14 protein-coding genes and 1 pseudogene are annotated in these 15,158 nt (G+C 39.6%); 10 read left to right on the top strand and 5 right to left on the bottom strand.

Translation table 11 applies throughout. The features are described 5' to 3' along the window. Positions 1-317: 317 nt before the first annotated feature. Together ACMUMJ_RS15475 and ACMUMJ_RS15470 are read left to right on the top strand one after the other, a co-directional pair. Positions 318-870: pseudogene (locus ACMUMJ_RS15475) on the top strand (IS30 family transposase); the annotation flags it as partial. Between the two features lie 5 nt (positions 871-875). Next, the gene (locus ACMUMJ_RS15470; RefSeq protein WP_414679751.1) at positions 876-1,337 is read left to right on the top strand and encodes a hypothetical protein; all 462 of its coding nucleotides are present in this window, start codon (positions 876-878) and stop codon (positions 1,335-1,337) included. A gap of 75 nt (positions 1,338-1,412) precedes the next feature. Here the strand turns inward: ACMUMJ_RS15470 and ACMUMJ_RS15465 are convergent, their stop codons facing one another. Next, positions 1,413-2,051, bottom strand: coding sequence for a hypothetical protein (locus ACMUMJ_RS15465; RefSeq protein ID WP_414679750.1), 639 nt, complete (start codon positions 2,049-2,051; stop codon positions 1,413-1,415). Between the two features lie 251 nt (positions 2,052-2,302). On the opposite strand from ACMUMJ_RS15465, the gene ACMUMJ_RS15460 reads away from it, so the two are divergent. Beyond that, positions 2,303-2,899 (top strand): molybdenum cofactor guanylyltransferase, encoded by a 597-nt coding sequence (locus ACMUMJ_RS15460; protein WP_414679749.1) that lies wholly within the window; start codon positions 2,303-2,305, stop codon positions 2,897-2,899. Positions 2,900-2,904: 5 nt separating this feature from the next. On the opposite strand, the gene ACMUMJ_RS15455 is transcribed toward ACMUMJ_RS15460, so the two are convergent. Genes ACMUMJ_RS15455 through purM form a run of 3 tightly spaced genes read right to left on the bottom strand, consistent with a single transcriptional unit; the run spans position 2,905 to position 5,341 of the window. Then, complete coding sequence (locus tag ACMUMJ_RS15455) at positions 2,905-3,618, bottom strand: DUF3108 domain-containing protein (protein ID WP_414679748.1); 714 nt, start codon at positions 3,616-3,618, stop codon at positions 2,905-2,907. Positions 3,619-3,632: 14 nt separating this feature from the next. After that, positions 3,633-4,286: a phosphoribosylglycinamide formyltransferase gene (purN, locus tag ACMUMJ_RS15450; protein WP_414679747.1), complete on the bottom strand. Its 654-nt coding sequence runs from the start codon at positions 4,284-4,286 to the stop codon at positions 3,633-3,635. Beyond that, on the bottom strand, positions 4,283-5,341 hold the full coding sequence (gene purM / locus ACMUMJ_RS15445) for a phosphoribosylformylglycinamidine cyclo-ligase (protein ID WP_414679746.1): 1,059 nt from the start codon (positions 5,339-5,341) through the stop codon (positions 4,283-4,285). Before purM ends, purN begins: the two co-directional genes overlap by 4 nt. A gap of 118 nt (positions 5,342-5,459) precedes the next feature. Between purM and ACMUMJ_RS15440 the strand changes: the two genes are divergently transcribed. Next, positions 5,460-6,542: a DUF8605 domain-containing protein gene (locus ACMUMJ_RS15440; RefSeq protein ID WP_414679745.1), complete on the top strand. Its 1,083-nt coding sequence runs from the start codon at positions 5,460-5,462 to the stop codon at positions 6,540-6,542. Positions 6,543-6,544: 2 nt separating this feature from the next. Then, positions 6,545-6,772, top strand: coding sequence for a hypothetical protein (locus ACMUMJ_RS15435; protein ID WP_414679744.1), 228 nt, complete (start codon positions 6,545-6,547; stop codon positions 6,770-6,772). A gap of 100 nt (positions 6,773-6,872) precedes the next feature. On the opposite strand, the gene gltA is transcribed toward ACMUMJ_RS15435, so the two are convergent. Then, positions 6,873-8,153 carry a citrate synthase gene (gene gltA, locus ACMUMJ_RS15430; protein ID WP_414679743.1) on the bottom strand — a complete coding sequence of 427 codons (1,281 nt, stop codon included), beginning with the start codon at positions 8,151-8,153 and terminating at the stop codon, positions 6,873-6,875. A gap of 560 nt (positions 8,154-8,713) precedes the next feature. On the opposite strand from gltA, the gene sdhC reads away from it, so the two are divergent. The 5 genes from sdhC to ACMUMJ_RS15405 all read left to right on the top strand — a co-directional run bounded on the left by sdhC (position 8,714) and on the right by ACMUMJ_RS15405 (position 15,115). Further along, complete coding sequence (gene sdhC / locus ACMUMJ_RS15425; protein WP_414679742.1) at positions 8,714-9,091, top strand: succinate dehydrogenase, cytochrome b556 subunit; 378 nt, start codon at positions 8,714-8,716, stop codon at positions 9,089-9,091. Next, the gene (gene sdhD / locus ACMUMJ_RS15420; RefSeq protein ID WP_414679741.1) at positions 9,085-9,432 is read left to right on the top strand and encodes a succinate dehydrogenase, hydrophobic membrane anchor protein; all 348 of its coding nucleotides are present in this window, start codon (positions 9,085-9,087) and stop codon (positions 9,430-9,432) included. The genes sdhC and sdhD overlap by 7 nt, the downstream gene beginning before the upstream one ends. A gap of 3 nt (positions 9,433-9,435) precedes the next feature. Continuing rightward, positions 9,436-11,208 carry a succinate dehydrogenase flavoprotein subunit gene (gene sdhA, locus ACMUMJ_RS15415; RefSeq protein ID WP_414679740.1) on the top strand — a complete coding sequence of 591 codons (1,773 nt, stop codon included), beginning with the start codon at positions 9,436-9,438 and terminating at the stop codon, positions 11,206-11,208. 14 nt (positions 11,209-11,222) lie between these two features. Further along, entirely contained in the window at positions 11,223-11,927 is a 705-nt protein-coding gene (locus tag ACMUMJ_RS15410; RefSeq protein WP_414679739.1) for a succinate dehydrogenase iron-sulfur subunit, read from the top strand. A 356-nt stretch (positions 11,928-12,283) separates the two neighbouring features. Beyond that, positions 12,284-15,115 carry a 2-oxoglutarate dehydrogenase E1 component gene (locus ACMUMJ_RS15405; RefSeq protein ID WP_414679738.1) on the top strand — a complete coding sequence of 944 codons (2,832 nt, stop codon included), beginning with the start codon at positions 12,284-12,286 and terminating at the stop codon, positions 15,113-15,115. Positions 15,116-15,158 lie beyond the last annotated feature (43 nt).

Raw genomic sequence — 15,158 nt, 5'->3', positions numbered from 1 at the left:
AATCAAGGTAATAGAAACTTGGGGGGAGGATGTAAACATGAGAGATGACTCCTTGAGGAAAAGAAATCATCACTTTATGTGAATCGAAATTTGATTGTTATGTGTGGTTTGCTGGACGCTTACGATAGGGGTTCACCGCACTACCGCCTATCGGGAGCTGAAACGAAATCGGGCCGAAAACCAAGATTACCATTTCGAATTCGCTCAACAGCAAGTGGTATGCTGAAAACGTCGTTTTGCAAAACGTACTGTACCCGAATTGACGATTCATTATGTTTTGTTTGGATAATCGATTGAATGGAGCCCAGAGTAAATTAGCGTTATCGATTGATGATAGACCAGAGATTATTGAGACTCGTGAGCGCTTAGGAGACTGGGAAGCGGATACGGTTTTTAGGCAAACAAGGCTCTGGCGTATTGGTTACGTTAGCAGAACGAAAATCTGGGTTATACCTTGTAAAACGAGTTGATAGTAAGCTGGCTGACGTGGTGAAAGAGGCCATTATTGAAATGCTTACACCGTATAGAAAACATGTCCATACGATCATGTTTGATAATTGTGGCGAGTTTGTAGAACATCAAAAGAGTGCTAAGGCGCTAGAAGCGGATATGTATTTTGCTCATCCTTATTCATCATGGGAGAGAGGGTTAAACGAGAATTCCAATGGCTTGTTGAGACAATACATTCCTAAAGGAACCGATATGCAAACCATTAGTAACGAGTATGTTGCTCAACTAGCACGAAGATTAAACCTAAGACCAAGAAAATGTCTAGGGTATAAGCAGCCTGAAGTCATTTTTAATGAGTTAAGTCAGGCTCATAGGAGGGTGTCGCACTTGAGAGTTGAATTCGCGCATTGGTTCGGATGATGAACTTGGCTCAAGCTCAACACAGTGTTCATGGTGTGTTTCATAAAGGTTATGATGAATTGCATATTGAGGCATCTGCTGAACTAGGGGACCGTTCTGTATTGGCTTTTCGAGGGGGAAATGGTGAAGCGGAAATTAATCCAGAAAGAGACGTTGAATTAGGCGTGGCCCAAGACGGTGAGGTTCGCTGGGAGCATTGGCCAAGAGCGACACTTAAATATTGCAGACAAAAGAACCGCTTGAAATTTGATAGAATGAAGTTACATTGGCTTGGTGTCCAACATGATGAATTTGGAGGGCTTGCAATGCTAGGGACAATGGCAAGTGTTCTTCGACTGGTAACGAAAAAAAGCAGAGAGGAATGTATTCACGTCGCAGAACTTTATTGGTATGGCCGCCATAAAAAATGTTTGAACTCAAAAAAGCGCACAATATCTATAGAAAAGCACGAGCTATACTTTGTATAAAATATGAGAGGCTAGAAAGCGAAATTGATTTACACGCCGCTTAGGGGGGAATAAATCAATTTCCTTTTGAACGCTTTAATCCATTGATGAATCAGTTGATGGTTGTGTTTTTCTTTGTGCTAGGCAATAAAGAGTTAGCTCTATTGCGGCAAACAGTATTAATGAATAACCAAGTAACTCAGTGCCTTCTTCAACAATATTTTTAACCCGACGTAGATGAACGTACTCATCACCTAAAACACTTTGCCAAAATGATCCCCTTCCCATAAGTCGTGAAAAAACCAAAGTAACGACCAATCCACACATTAACAAGCCGTTGCTTGAAAGCTGTGAAAAATGAATGGCTGCTTGGCTAATCGATGTACGCCTTTTCCATAAATAGGTACCCATAAGTAGAATAATAATAGACACAATAGTTTGCCACGCACCATCAAAAACAAATTTATCTAAATAGGCGTCAGATTCTCTAACAAACATCATTAACATAAGTGCAAATAAAGAAAGACTTATTGGTTTTAAGTTTTGCTTTAAATAAAAAGCATACAAAAATAAAAAGGCACTGATAAGTACAAACAGGGTTTGTAAAGCCTCGGTTAATGAGTGTTCACTGTATTCACTTTCAATACCTCGATTAAAACCTTCTAAAGAGATTGCGTGAGCGAGAAAAAAAGTAAAAAACACATAAAAAATAAACTTAAATGCAATAAACCACATAACTATGTCCAATAAAACAGTTGTGTATATTGTCCTACAATTAATTGAGTAAATCGTGGTTGTAAGACAAAAATCTTTTTATTTTCATTTTTTTAGGAGAAATGTGTAAAAATGTATAATTCTTTTATTGTTTTTTCCTCAATGTATTTCTTTTTTCGTTAACGGTGAGAGGCCAAGCATGGGTAGGAAGGGTTTTATTTAAGAGTCATTGGGTTGTAATATAAACCACTGATGATTTAAGGAATATCTGTGTGTCGACTATTGTTATTGATCAATCTGTGTTGCGGTGTGTTGGTGTTGTTTTGGCTGGCGGTCAAGCGACTAGAATGCAGGGGAAAAATAAAGCTCTACAGCAGTATAAAGGACAGCCCTTGTATCGTTATGTTTTTGACGCTATGCAAGAAGTGGGCTTATCTTTAAAAATGAATGTGAATTCTGATCAAGAAAGATTTATGGAGAAAGGCGTGGATGTTTTTCCTGATGATAAACGCTTTAACTCTTGCGGGCCTTTATCTGGGGTTGCAACAGGGTTAAGTTTGTATAAAGAGAAATATACGCATGTGGTTTTTTCTCCTTGTGATACACCGCTGGTTCCTAGTAGTGTGTTTGCATTGTTAGTCGAAAAATCTAAGAGTCGACCTCAAAGTGCCTTTTATATTGAGACCTCCTCTGGTGCTCAACCTTTGCATGCTGTACTGCCTATTGCAGTGCTTGATCAATTGATTACGTTTCTTAACGGCAAGCAGTACAGGGTCATGGCGTTTTATAAGGCGATAGGAGCCGAATCAATTTATTGGAATGACGAAACATTATTTAAGAATATCAACTATTTAAAAGAGCTTGTTTAAATTGATTACTGGATGCTTTTGATTTCAAGCAAATAGGACTCTTTTTTTTCTACGTATTTCATTTTCACCAGTAAATAGTCGTATTCTGGGGCAAAGTAAAAAACCGACTCTCGGTCGTTATTCTGGTTATCAGTACGAACTACTTTGACTGTATCTAAATCACCGAGTCGTGTTTTTACTTTCTGTTTACCAATACGAGCAAACGTCCAATATTTTAATCGACCACCATCAGCGATCTCATAATTTAATTCTTTTCTATTTGCTTTAAGATCTTGTCTTAGCTGAAGCTGAATGCCTAATTTATCAATGGTGTTCTCATGTATGTCCATTTTCCACGGCTTATTTTTAATATCATTCTCAACCTGCATTTTATTCCAATCGAAAGTGAGCTTCGCTTCGCGTTTTTTTCCTAGGAGTTGGCTTTTGTAATAGTAGTTCGCTGGGCGTATTTGATTATTTTTAAGTTGAAATGTTACGTTCTCTGTTAGGGATGCAAAGAAAGTAGAAGCTTTAAATTCAAAAAACCAATGAGAATCTTCCTTGGTAAGCGTTTGTGTGCCTTCGACTTCAAAGTTAACGCCTTTTTTCCATACTGTACTGTACGTTGCTTTATATGGAAAAAATAAATTATTGGTTTGGGGTGCTGTATCGAACGCAGAGATAGCAGGTTGACAAAATACCCCTAATATTGAAATCAATAATATGAGTGTTGTACGCATACTATCTCCTTAAATTAGTTTAAATCTTGGTGATACCGTATTCCAGTTTCAGGTAACAACTCAGAATCGAGCATAACCTTTCCTGATGCATAGGCAAGTCTTTTTTCAGAAATCCACTTTATTGCTAAAGGGTATATTGTGTGTTCTAGAGTGTGAATTTTTTTAGACAAAGAATCCGCAGTATCATTTTCTGCAATTTCAGTAGCAGCTTGAATGATAACAGCGCCAGCATCAAGCTCTGCACTGACAAAATGAACGCTAACGCCGTGCTCATTTTCGTTTGCGTCAATGGCTCTTTGATGAGTATTCAAACCTTTATACTTAGGCAAGAGGGAAGGGTGTATGTTCAACATTTTGCCATCGTAATGACGTGTAAAACCTTCTGTTAAGATGCGCATAAAGCCTGCTAGTACAACGAGATCAGGTTGATGTTGGTCAATGGCTTTTTGTAGTTCAGAATCAAATTCTTCGCGTGTCGAAAAATCTTTATGATTAATAAACTTAGTCGGAACATTTGCTTGCACCGCGCGTGCTAAGCCAAACGCGTCTGCTTTGTTACTGATAACGGCTTTGATAGTAATATCGAGCTTTCCCTTCAAGCTTTGATCAATCAAAGCTTGAAGGTTGCTGCCGCTGCCAGAAATTAAGACAACAACAGATAGGCTCATGCACTGGCCTCTAAATCAGAAATATACACTTCTTGATTGGTTGTGCGAGGGCGAATGTCACCGATAATCCAAGCATTTTCATTCTCAGATTTTAAAATCTCTAATGCTCGTTCCGCTTTTTCTGCATCAATACAAAGCACCATGCCTACGCCACAGTTTAAAACACGATACATCTCTTCTTGTTCTACATTACCTTGTTCCTGTAGCCAGTTGAATACTTCTGGACGTGTCCACGATTTGGCATCAATGTAAGCCGCTGCATCTTCAGGAAGCACTCTAGGAATGTTCTCTAATAACCCGCCGCCAGTGATATGGGCAAGTGCGTTAACATCTATTTCTTCCATCAATTTTAAAATGGATTTAACGTAGATGCGAGTTGGTTCCATTAATGCATTTTGCAATGTAGTTCCTGCAATTTCTTGAGATAAGTCTGCTTCTGATACCTCAATAATTTTACGGATTAAAGAGTAACCATTTGAATGCGGGCCTGATGAACCTAATGCAATTAAAACATCGCCTGATTTTACGTTAGTACCGTCAATGATTTTTTCTTCTTCAACTACGCCAACACAGAACCCAGCTAAATCGTAATCGCCATCATGGTACATACCTGGCATTTCAGCCGTCTCCCCGCCGACTAGAGCACATCCAGCTTGTAGGCAGCCCTCACCAATACCTGTGACGACGTTGGCGGCTACATCTATATCAAGTTTCCCAGTGGCATAATAATCAAGGAATAGTAATGGCTCAGCGCCTGCAACGACCAGATCGTTGACGCACATGGCGACTAAATCAATGCCAATAGTGTCGTGCTTGTTGATATCCATTGCTAAGCGCAATTTTGTACCAACGCCATCTGTACCAGAAACAAGAATGGGTTTTTTATATTTAGTTGGAAGGCGAGTTAACGCGCCAAAGCCTCCTAAACCCCCCATCACTTCTGGACGACGAGTTTTTTTACTGACATCTTTAATTCGCTCTACTAATTGATTGCCAGCGTTAATATCAACGCCTGCGTCTTTATAACTAATCGATGGTTTATCCGATTTGGTCATTGCCTATGCCTTATCATGATGTGGGAATTTAGGGGCACATTTTAACATAGAGTTTCAATAGGGCTATGGTTCTTTAGGCGTAACACAGTAGAATATGCAAATATTTAAAGGGAGAGCTATGAAAAGTCGTATTTTAATCCTCATATTATTGTTTTTTTGGGTTCCTGTCGGGTTAGCTGATACTGTTACAGGCTTGTATCGGTCAGAAATTATTTTGCCGAGCAGTTTGAATGAACGTCAACTTTTAGGCGCTGCATTTAAACAAGCTGCAAAAAATGTATTAATCAAAGTTTCTGGTCGGCCAGATTTAATCGAATCAAGAGTAAAAGACAGTAGCTTGCAAGATTCTGCGAACTGGGTTGCCCAGCATTCGGTTTTAGCATCGGATGAGCTTATTCGTTTTAATGAAGAGTTAGTGGAAACGAAAAAGGTTGTTGTTACTTTTTATGAGCAGTCTATAAATCTTTTCTTAATCGATAGAAATATTGCTATTTGGGGAGGGAATCGACCGTCTATTTTGTTGTGGTTAATTGAAGAGAATGGTTTACATCGATCATTGTCTGGAGTGAATAAGCCATCACCTTTGCTTGCTGCGATAGCTAATCAATCTACAGTTAGCGGTTTGCCTATTTATGCCCCTATTTTAGATGAGGTTGATAAAAATGCGCTCTCTCCATCGGAGCTTTGGGGGTTTTTTGAGGGCGAGATCAATAATGCAAGCGAGCGTTATCAAACGGATCTTATCAGTGCGGTAAGGGTGAGTCGTCAGCAAGGCCAGTTTATTGTTGATTTAAGAGTCTATTTTCCTTTAGATGAGGTTGTTCCTTTGCGTTTTACTACTAATAACGAAAGTGAAATAGCCATTACAGTAAACCACTTGTTGTCCCAACTGTTGTCGGAGCGTTACGCTGCGGTAAGAGATGTGAATGAAGAGTTTAGTATTAAAATGCGTTTGATTGGTTTAGATGGTTATAATACATTGCAGAAAGTTCAGGACTATTTGGACTCGATAACATTAATTAGAAGCTGGAGTTTGTCTTCGTTAAATGATGAAGAAGGAATTTTTATTATTCAGTCTGATGGTGGTATAAAAAAATTACGTGATTCCATTTCTCTTGATTCAATATTACGCGAAAACAAATTGAATGCGTTGGACCCGAGTGCCAATATCCCATTGTCTTATGAATATAACGGAAGGTAATAATGAGTTCTGATGTGAATGAAGTGATACAGGAAGTTGATTTTTTTCAGCGCCCTAAAGATGAGCAAGCCGATTTTTTATCCATGACATGGTGTAATGGGTGTGAATTAATGGATTTGGGGATGATTGATCCGCAAGAGTACCAATCGGAATCACGTCATTGGATAGAAGGTAAATGCCAAGTATGTTCAGCGGTTGTGATTACTGAAATTCAAGAAGAAGATGAATAATATCAATACCGTAAGAAAAGATTGAGTAGTATTCGGTTGGTTTTTTAATGAAAGTAAAGCCCTCAATAGTTTGGTTATTGAGGGCTTTTTTTTGCCCTGATTATTTGGCTGGGTAATCTCTTTCTTGTGGGCCTACATACAATTGGCGAGGGCGGCCGATTTTATAAGGGCTACTGATCATTTCGTTCCAGTGAGATATCCAACCGATTGTTCTAGACATGGCAAAGATAACTGTAAACATACTTGTTGGTATGCCGATTGCTTTCATTATGATGCCAGAATAGAAGTCAACATTAGGATAAAGTTTTCTTTCGATGAAATAAGGATCTTCTAATGCAATCTGCTCCAAGCGTTTTGCGATTTTCAAAAGAGGGTCATTCGACATTCCCAACTCTTCTAGTACTTCATCACAGGTTTCACGCATGACTTTCGCACGAGGATCGAAGTTTTTATAAACTCGGTGGCCAAATCCCATTAGACGAAATGGATCGTTTTTGTCTTTTGCTTTTGCTATAAATTCATCAATGTTTGACTCATCACCAATTTCTTCTAGCATGGTTAAGACGGCCTCATTTGCACCACCATGAGCAGGTCCCCAAAGAGTTGCAATGCCCGCTGCAATACAAGCGAAAGGGTTAGCACCCGAAGAACCCGCTAGGCGAACTGTGGATGTGGATGCATTTTGCTCATGGTCGGCGTGTAAAATAAATATGCGATCCATTGCTTTTGCGAATACAGGGTTTACAACATAATCTTCGCATGGTGTAGCAAACATCATGTGTAAGAAGTTCTCTGCATAAGACAGTTCATTACGAGGATACATAACAGGCTGTTCTTTAGAATACTTGTAACATGTCGCAGCTAAGGTTGGCATTTTAGATATTAAACGAACGGCAGCTATATCGCGATGCTCCTGTTTAGTGATATCCATATGTTCTTGATAAAATGCGGAAAGTGCACCGACTAAGCCGCACATGATCGCCATTGGATGGGCATCATTACGGAAACCTTCAATGAATTTATACATTGATTGGTTAACCATCGTGTGGTTTGAAACCGTTTTAACAAAGGTTTCTTTCTCTTCTTTTGTTGGGAGTTCTCCGTGAAGAAGCAAAAAGCATGTCTCTAAATAATCTGAGTGTTCTGCCAGTTGCGCAATTGGATAACCTCTGTGAAGCAATACTCCTGCATCTCCGTCAATGTAGGTAATCGCTGATTCACAAGAACCAGTAGACATGAATCCAGGGTCATAAGTGAAAACATTGTTTGAACCTAATGAGCGAACATCAATAACGTCTGTACCTAGAGTGCCACTTAATACGGGTAACTCAATTGTTTTATCAATGCCATCTACCGTCAGTCGTGCTTTTTTATCAGTCATTTTGGTCTCCTATAAGTTCTGATCTGGGACTTAAAAGGTCATTAATTGACGCTTAGGACCCAGCAGGTGCGGAAAAAATACTGTTTGTGGGCTATAGATGTCAATCAATCTAAGATCGAGTATGAAAGAAATTTACATCTAATCCTTAGCTAATGTTACACGTATTTTTAGATATGTAATACGTTTGTTTGATGTATTTACGTTTAACATATTGATAATTATTAATATTTTTAATTCTTTAGATGTGTTGTGAATATGTTGTTTTATACCATTATTGTTTATCTTTATGGCTACATTCATGTCGTGAATGGCGATCATTGTAAAGGGTTTGTTTTGTCTATTTGTCTTAGTAAAAAGTGCTGGTTTATAATCAGCACTGTAAGGATTTCATTGATTTGTAAATGTTTTACTAAAAAGGTGAGGATGAGTCTTCTTTTTAGTATGTTTTTAAATCGATGAGATTTTTTTGATGGCCTGAAAAACTGAACAGTTTAATTCTGTTTTGTAATTATATATAGGTCGTGATTGACCCTTCAATCAATTAGATGGTGTATAGAGTCGTGAATAAAAAAAGACCAGTCAATCTTGATATTGCTACAATATCAATGCCCGTAACCGCAATTGTTTCAATCCTTCATCGTGTGACAGGAATTATCCTATTTATCGGATTAGCGTTCTTGTTTTATGCGTTTGACCTTTCTTTAGATTCTCAGGAGGGGTTTGATCAAGTAGTCAGTACGCTCGAAACTAGCTTTATGGCTAAGTTTATTATTTGGGGCACTGTATCTGCTTTGATGTATCACTTTGTTGCTGGGGTTAAACATTTATTTATGGATTTAGGTTATTTTGAGGAACTTGAGAGTGGGCAAGCCGCTGCAAAAGCAAACCTTATAATAGCTGGGATTCTAATTCTAATCGTAGGAGTTTGGATATGGTAACTCAGATAACAAGCTTTGGCCGTTCAGGTCTTTATGACTGGATGGTTCAGCGTATTTCTGCTGTCGTCCTTTCTTTATATACAATATTTCTTGTTGGTTATTTGGCATTGAATCCGGATATTACTTACGAACAATGGAGTGGTTTGTTTGAAACAACTTGGGTGAGGATTTTCAGTTTACTTACCTTACTTTCTATTGGCGTACACTCTTGGATTGGTCTGTGGTCTATTTCAACAGATTATATCAAAGCAACTGGTGTGCGTTTCTTTTTTCAATCTGTATGTGGCTTAGTGATGTTTATCTATGTTGCATGGGGAATTCAGGTTCTTTGGGGGCTATAAATAATGGCGAATATTCGTACTATTTCTTTTGATGCCATTGTAATTGGAGGCGGCGGTGCAGGTATGCGAGCTGCTTTGCAGTTAACAGAGTCTGGCCTAAATACTGCTTGTGTTACTAAGGTTTTTCCAACTCGATCGCATACAGTGTCTGCTCAAGGCGGTATTACTTGTGCAATAGCAAGTGATGATCCTAATGATGATTGGCGCTGGCACATGTACGATACTGTTAAGGGATCTGATTATATCGGTGACCAAGACGCGATTGAATACATGTGTTCCGTAGGCCCTCAAGCTGTGTTTGAGTTGGAGCATATGGGGTTGCCATTTTCTCGTACAGAAAGTGGTCGAATTTATCAGCGCCCGTTTGGTGGGCAGTCTAAAGACTATGGTAAAGGCGGTCAGGCTGCACGTACTTGTGCGGCGGCAGACCGTACGGGTCACGCATTACTTCATACGCTTTATCAAGGTAATTTAAAAGGCGGCACGACTTTCTTTAATGAGTGGTATGCTGTTGATCTTGTGAAGAATAATGATGATGCAGTTGTTGGTGTTATTGCAATCTGTATTGAAACTGGCGAAACCGTTTATTTAAAAGCGAAAGCAACTGTTTTAGCTACTGGTGGCGCAGGTCGAATTTTTCAATCGACAACAAATGCACACATTAATACTGGTGATGGTGTTGGTATGGCGTTGCGTGCTGGTTACCCAATGCAAGATATGGAAATGTGGCAATTCCACCCAACCGGTATTTATGGTGCAGGTACGCTTGTTACTGAAGGCTGCCGTGGTGAAGGTGGTTATCTGATCAATAAAGATGGCGAACGTTTCATGGAGCGTTATGCTCCGAATGCGAAAGATTTAGCGGGTCGTGATGTTGTTGCTCGTTCAATGATTCTTGAAATATTAGAAGGGCGCGGCTGTGGCCCGGATGGCGACCATGTATTGCTTAAGCTGGATCACCTTGGTGAAGAAACGTTGAACAAGCGTTTACCAGGTATCTTAGAATTGTCTCGTACGTTTGCTCACGTAGATCCTGTGAAAGAACCTATTCCAGTTATTCCAACATGCCATTATATGATGGGTGGCTCTCCAACAAATGTTGGCGGTCAAGCATTGACTCAAGATGAGAATGGTAATGACATTGTCGTTGATGGTTTATATGCATGTGGTGAAGCTGCATGTGTTTCTGTTCATGGAGCAAACCGTTTAGGTGGTAACTCACTGCTGGATTTGGTTGTGTTTGGGCGTGCAGTTGGCTTACAAGTGAAAAAATCCCTTGATGAAGGTTTTGATTCTCTTGATGCAAGTGATACAAATATTGAGCAGGCAATGTCTCGCTTAAATCGTCTTAACAGCTCGACAGGTGGTGAAAGTGTTGCTGCGGTTCGTGCAGACCTGCAAAAAACGATGCAGTTGTATTTCGGTGTATTCCGTGACGGTGAAGCAATGCAAACTGGCTTGGCTCAATTGCAAGAAATCCGTAAACGTGTAGAAAACCTTCATTTAGAAGATAAGAGTCTTGCGTTTAATACAGCACGTATTGAAGCGTTGGAACTGGAAAACCTTCTAGAAGTTGCTGAAGCAACGGCTATTCCTGCGGAATTCCGTAAAGAAAGTCGTGGTGCTCATGCGCGCAATGACTTCACTGAACGTGATGATGAAAATTGGTTGAAACACTCTCTTTTCCATCCAGCGAATAAAAAAGTTACGAAGCGTGATGTAAACTTCTCCCCAAAAACGGTAGAAGCTTTCCCACCAAAAATTCGTTCTTACTAAGGAGTGTAGTTAAGATGTTAGTTAGTATTTATCGTTATAATCCTGAGGTAGATGACGCTCCATACATGAAGGATTATCAAGTTGATTTGCCAGCAGGCAAAGATTTGATGGTGCTCGATGTACTGCAACTACTAAAAGAAACAGACTCGTCTATTTCTTATCGTCGCTCATGTCGTGAAGGAGTCTGTGGCTCTGATGGTATGAACATGAATGGTAAAAATGGACTTGCTTGTATTACACCTGTTTCGGCAGCAGCAAAAGACGACAAATTAATTTTACGCCCACTTCCTGGATTACCAGTAGTGCGTGATTTAGTTGTTGATATGGGGCAATTCTATAAGCAGTATGAGAAAATTCGCCCTTATTTGATTAATGAATCTCCTGCTCCTGCCATTGAGCGATTACAGTCTCCGGAAGAGCGTGAAAAGCTTGATGGGCTGTACGAATGTATTTTGTGTGCATGCTGTTCAACAGCTTGTCCATCGTTTTGGTGGAATCCTGATAAATTTGTTGGGCCATCTGGTTTATTACAAGCGTATCGTTTTTTAATTGATAGTCGTGATACGGCAACACAAGAGCGTTTGTCTGATTTAGATGACCCGTTTAGTGTGTTTCGTTGCCATGGCATTATGAATTGCGTTAATGTTTGTCCTAAAGGGTTAAACCCGACTAAAGCAATCGGTAACATTCGTTCAATGCTATTACAAAGAGCAACATAGTAAAATGATGATGAAGTCTGAATTGGTTCATTTTTATTAGCAGTCTTCTAGGCGGTATTGGTTTGTCCAATATCGCCGTTTTATTATTAAACAGAATTAAGAATCGACCTCATGTTGCTGGAAGCATAAAGAAAAATTAACTATTTAAACGAATTATATGGAAGTGAGTGTATTGCTTTGTTATTTGTTTAATAAGAGTAATATATAGTTATTTTAGTATTAACTCATGTAGGGCGAGTTGTTGTAACACATAATTCTAGGCTTTAGTGGCCTATGCGGGCCGAAATAAGTCAACGAATATAAAAGATTGATAGCGCCAATAATGGTCGCTGGCTCGAACATAAGGGTGATCGAGAATGCACGAAAGTTTAATGGAGTTGCTATGGGGCACCTCGCATTTTTCAGGTGGTAACTTGGAGTATGTGGAGGGTTTATTTGAAAATTACCTCGTTGATCCGAATTCTGTTTCGGAAGAATGGCGTAAGTGTTTTGATCAATTACCGCGAGTAAGTGAAGAACAGTCTACAGATGTTCCGCATTCGGTAATTCAAGAACAGTTTTTGCAATTAGGTAAAAATCAGCATCGTTTTCAGCCTACTTCAGCAGGCGTTAGTTCTGACCATGAACAAAAACAGATTAAAGTCTTACAGTTAATCAATGCTTATCGAGTAAGAGGGCATCAACACGCTAGCTTGGATCCATTGGGTCTGCAAGTTAGACATAAGGTTTCTGATCTAGAGTTAGGCTACCACGAGCTTACAGGTGCTGATTTAGACACTGAGTTTGATACTGGGTCTTTGTTCTTTAATAAAAAGACTAAGACGCTGAGTGCTATTATCGCAGGTTTAAACAGAACTTACTGTGATAGCATCGGTTATGAGTACATGCACATTGTTGATACTCAAGAAAAGCGTTGGTTACAAAAACGTATTGAATCGGTTAAATCTCATCCTGAATATGAACTAGAAACAAGAAAAAACCTTTTAGAGCGTTTAACTGCAGCGGAAGGTTTGGAAAAATATTTAGCGAGTCGTTATCCTGGAGCGAAGCGTTTTGGCCTAGAAGGGGCTGAAAGTTTGATTCCAATGGTTAATGAACTGATTCAAAGATCAGGTTCTCTCGGTGCCAAGGAAGTTGTAATTGGCATGGCTCACCGTGGTCGCTTAAATGTTTTAGTAAATACTTTAGGTAAAAACCCTAAAGACTTATTTGATGAGTTCGAAGGTAAAAAACTGGTTAATACATCGGGTGATGTGAAATACCATCAAGGTTTTTCCTCTAACGTAATGACAGAAGGCGGCGAAGTTCATATTGCCTTGTCTTTTAACCCATCCCACCTTGAGATCGTTTCTCCTGTTGTTGAAGGCTCTGTTCGCGCTAGGCAAGATCGCAGAAATGATTATGACGGTAAAACTGTTGTACCCATTTCGATACACGGTGATGCTGCTTTTGCAGGTCAGGGTGTCGTTATGGAAACATTTCAAATGTCACAAACCCGTGCTTATAAAACGGGCGGCACAATTCATATCGTTATTAACAATCAAGTTGGTTTCACAACAAACCGTCAAGAAGACAGTCGCTCTACGGAGTACTGTACTGATATTGCAAAAATGGTACAGGCTCCTATTTTTCATGTTAATGGTGATGACCCTGAAGCGGTACTTTTTGTTACGCAACTTGCGTTAGATTATCGTTATGAATTTGGTCGTGATGTTGTGATTGATATGGTTTGTTATCGTCGTCGTGGACACAATGAAACGGATGAACCATCAGGCACTCAACCACTGATGTATCAAATAATTAATAAATTGAAAACGACACGTCATCAATACGCTGATTACTTGGTATCAAAAGGAGTTATAGATCAATCTGTAGCAACTTCAATGGTTGATGAGAACCGTCAAGATCTTGATGATGGAAAGCACGTAGCGAAAAGCTTGGTGCTGGAGTCTCAAACAGGATCTTTTGTTGATTGGAAACCTTATTTAGGTATTGAGTGGGATGCTGGTGCAGATACCACCTACTCACTAGCTAAATTGCAAAAAGTGGCTCGTAAGCTAGTATCTATTCCAGATGGCATTGTTGTACAGCGCCAAGTGCAAAAAATATACGAAGACAGAGACAAAATGACCGCTGGTGCGTTGCCTTTAAACTGGGGTTATGCAGAAACGTTAGCTTTTGCGACTTTATTAGAGCAGGGTTATCCTATTCGTATTACAGGCCAAGATTCCGGTCGTGGTACTTTCTCTCATAGACACGCGGTAATCCATAACCAAAAAGATGGCAGTAGCTATACGCCATTGAAAAACTTGTTCCCTGAACAGCCTCAAATGGACTTGTACGATTCTTACTTATCGGAAGAAGCTGTGCTTGCATTTGAATATGGTTATTCAACAACAGCACCAAAAGGTCTGGTTGTGTGGGAAGCTCAGTTTGGTGACTTTGCAAATGGTGCTCAAGTTGTAATTGACCAGTTTATTACAAGTGGTGAGCATAAATGGGGCAGGTTATGTGGGTTGACTATGTTGCTTCCTCATGGTTATGAAGGTCAAGGTCCTGAGCACTCTTCTGCACGATTGGAACGTTTCTTACAGTTGTGCGCGGAATACAATATTCAAGTATGTGTTCCTACAACGCCTTCACAAATTTATCATATCATCCGTCGTCAGGCGATTCGTCCTCTAAGGCGTCCTTTGATTATAATGTCACCGAAGAGTTTGTTACGACATAAACAAGCGACGTCTACATTGGAAGACTTATCTGAAGGGCATTTCCATAATGTTTTACCTGAAACATCAGAAAAAATTGATCCGAAAAGAGTTAAACGCTTAGTGATCTGTAGCGGTAAGGTGTATTACGATTTGATTAATCGTCGTGAGGCATTGGATAAAGATGATGTTGCTATCATTCGTTTGGAGCAGTTGTATCCATTCCCTTACCAAGATTTTAGAGACGTTCTAACACCTTATACTGAAGTTGAAACATTGGTATGGTGTCAAGAAGAACCTAAAAACCAAGGAGCGTGGCATGCGAATCGTCATAGAATGAACCGTATTTTAGAAGAGTTATATCCACAGCTAAAAATTCGCTTTGCAGGGCGTATTTCGTCTGCTGCGCCTGCTGCTGGATATATGTCTATACACGTTGAAGAACAAGAAGCACTTGTGAATGACGCCATTATAGGTTAGTTATTCGTTTGATTAGAATGTAGCCTATCAAAAAGATAAGGGT

The sequence above is a fragment of the Marinomonas phycocola genome (assembly GCF_047525455.1).
Lineage (GTDB): Bacteria > Pseudomonadota > Gammaproteobacteria > Pseudomonadales > Marinomonadaceae > Marinomonas.
Note: the sequence above shows the minus strand (reverse complement) of the source record. Positions and strands in the feature narration are given on the sequence as shown.

Bases quoted from the DNA above. Each gene is read 5' to 3' on its own strand.
- sdhD (WP_414679741.1), top strand. From the start codon at position 9,085: ATGGTAACTCAGATAACAAGCTTTGGCCGTTCAGGTCTTTATGACTGG.
- sdhA (WP_414679740.1), top strand. From the start codon at position 9,436: ATGGCGAATATTCGTACTATTTCTTTTGATGCCATTGTAATTGGAGGC.
- purM (WP_414679746.1), bottom strand. From the start codon at position 5,341: ATGACCAAATCGGATAAACCATCGATTAGTTATAAAGACGCAGGCGTT.
- purN (WP_414679747.1), bottom strand. From the start codon at position 4,286: ATGAGCCTATCTGTTGTTGTCTTAATTTCTGGCAGCGGCAGCAACCTT.
- ACMUMJ_RS15405 (WP_414679738.1), top strand. From the start codon at position 12,284: ATGCACGAAAGTTTAATGGAGTTGCTATGGGGCACCTCGCATTTTTCA.
- ACMUMJ_RS15410 (WP_414679739.1), top strand. From the start codon at position 11,223: ATGTTAGTTAGTATTTATCGTTATAATCCTGAGGTAGATGACGCTCCA.
- ACMUMJ_RS15435 (WP_414679744.1), top strand. From the start codon at position 6,545: ATGAGTTCTGATGTGAATGAAGTGATACAGGAAGTTGATTTTTTTCAG.
- ACMUMJ_RS15455 (WP_414679748.1), bottom strand. From the start codon at position 3,618: ATGCGTACAACACTCATATTATTGATTTCAATATTAGGGGTATTTTGT.
- ACMUMJ_RS15465 (WP_414679750.1), bottom strand. From the start codon at position 2,051: ATGTGGTTTATTGCATTTAAGTTTATTTTTTATGTGTTTTTTACTTTT.
- ACMUMJ_RS15440 (WP_414679745.1), top strand. From the start codon at position 5,460: ATGAAAAGTCGTATTTTAATCCTCATATTATTGTTTTTTTGGGTTCCT.
- gltA (WP_414679743.1), bottom strand. From the start codon at position 8,153: ATGACTGATAAAAAAGCACGACTGACGGTAGATGGCATTGATAAAACA.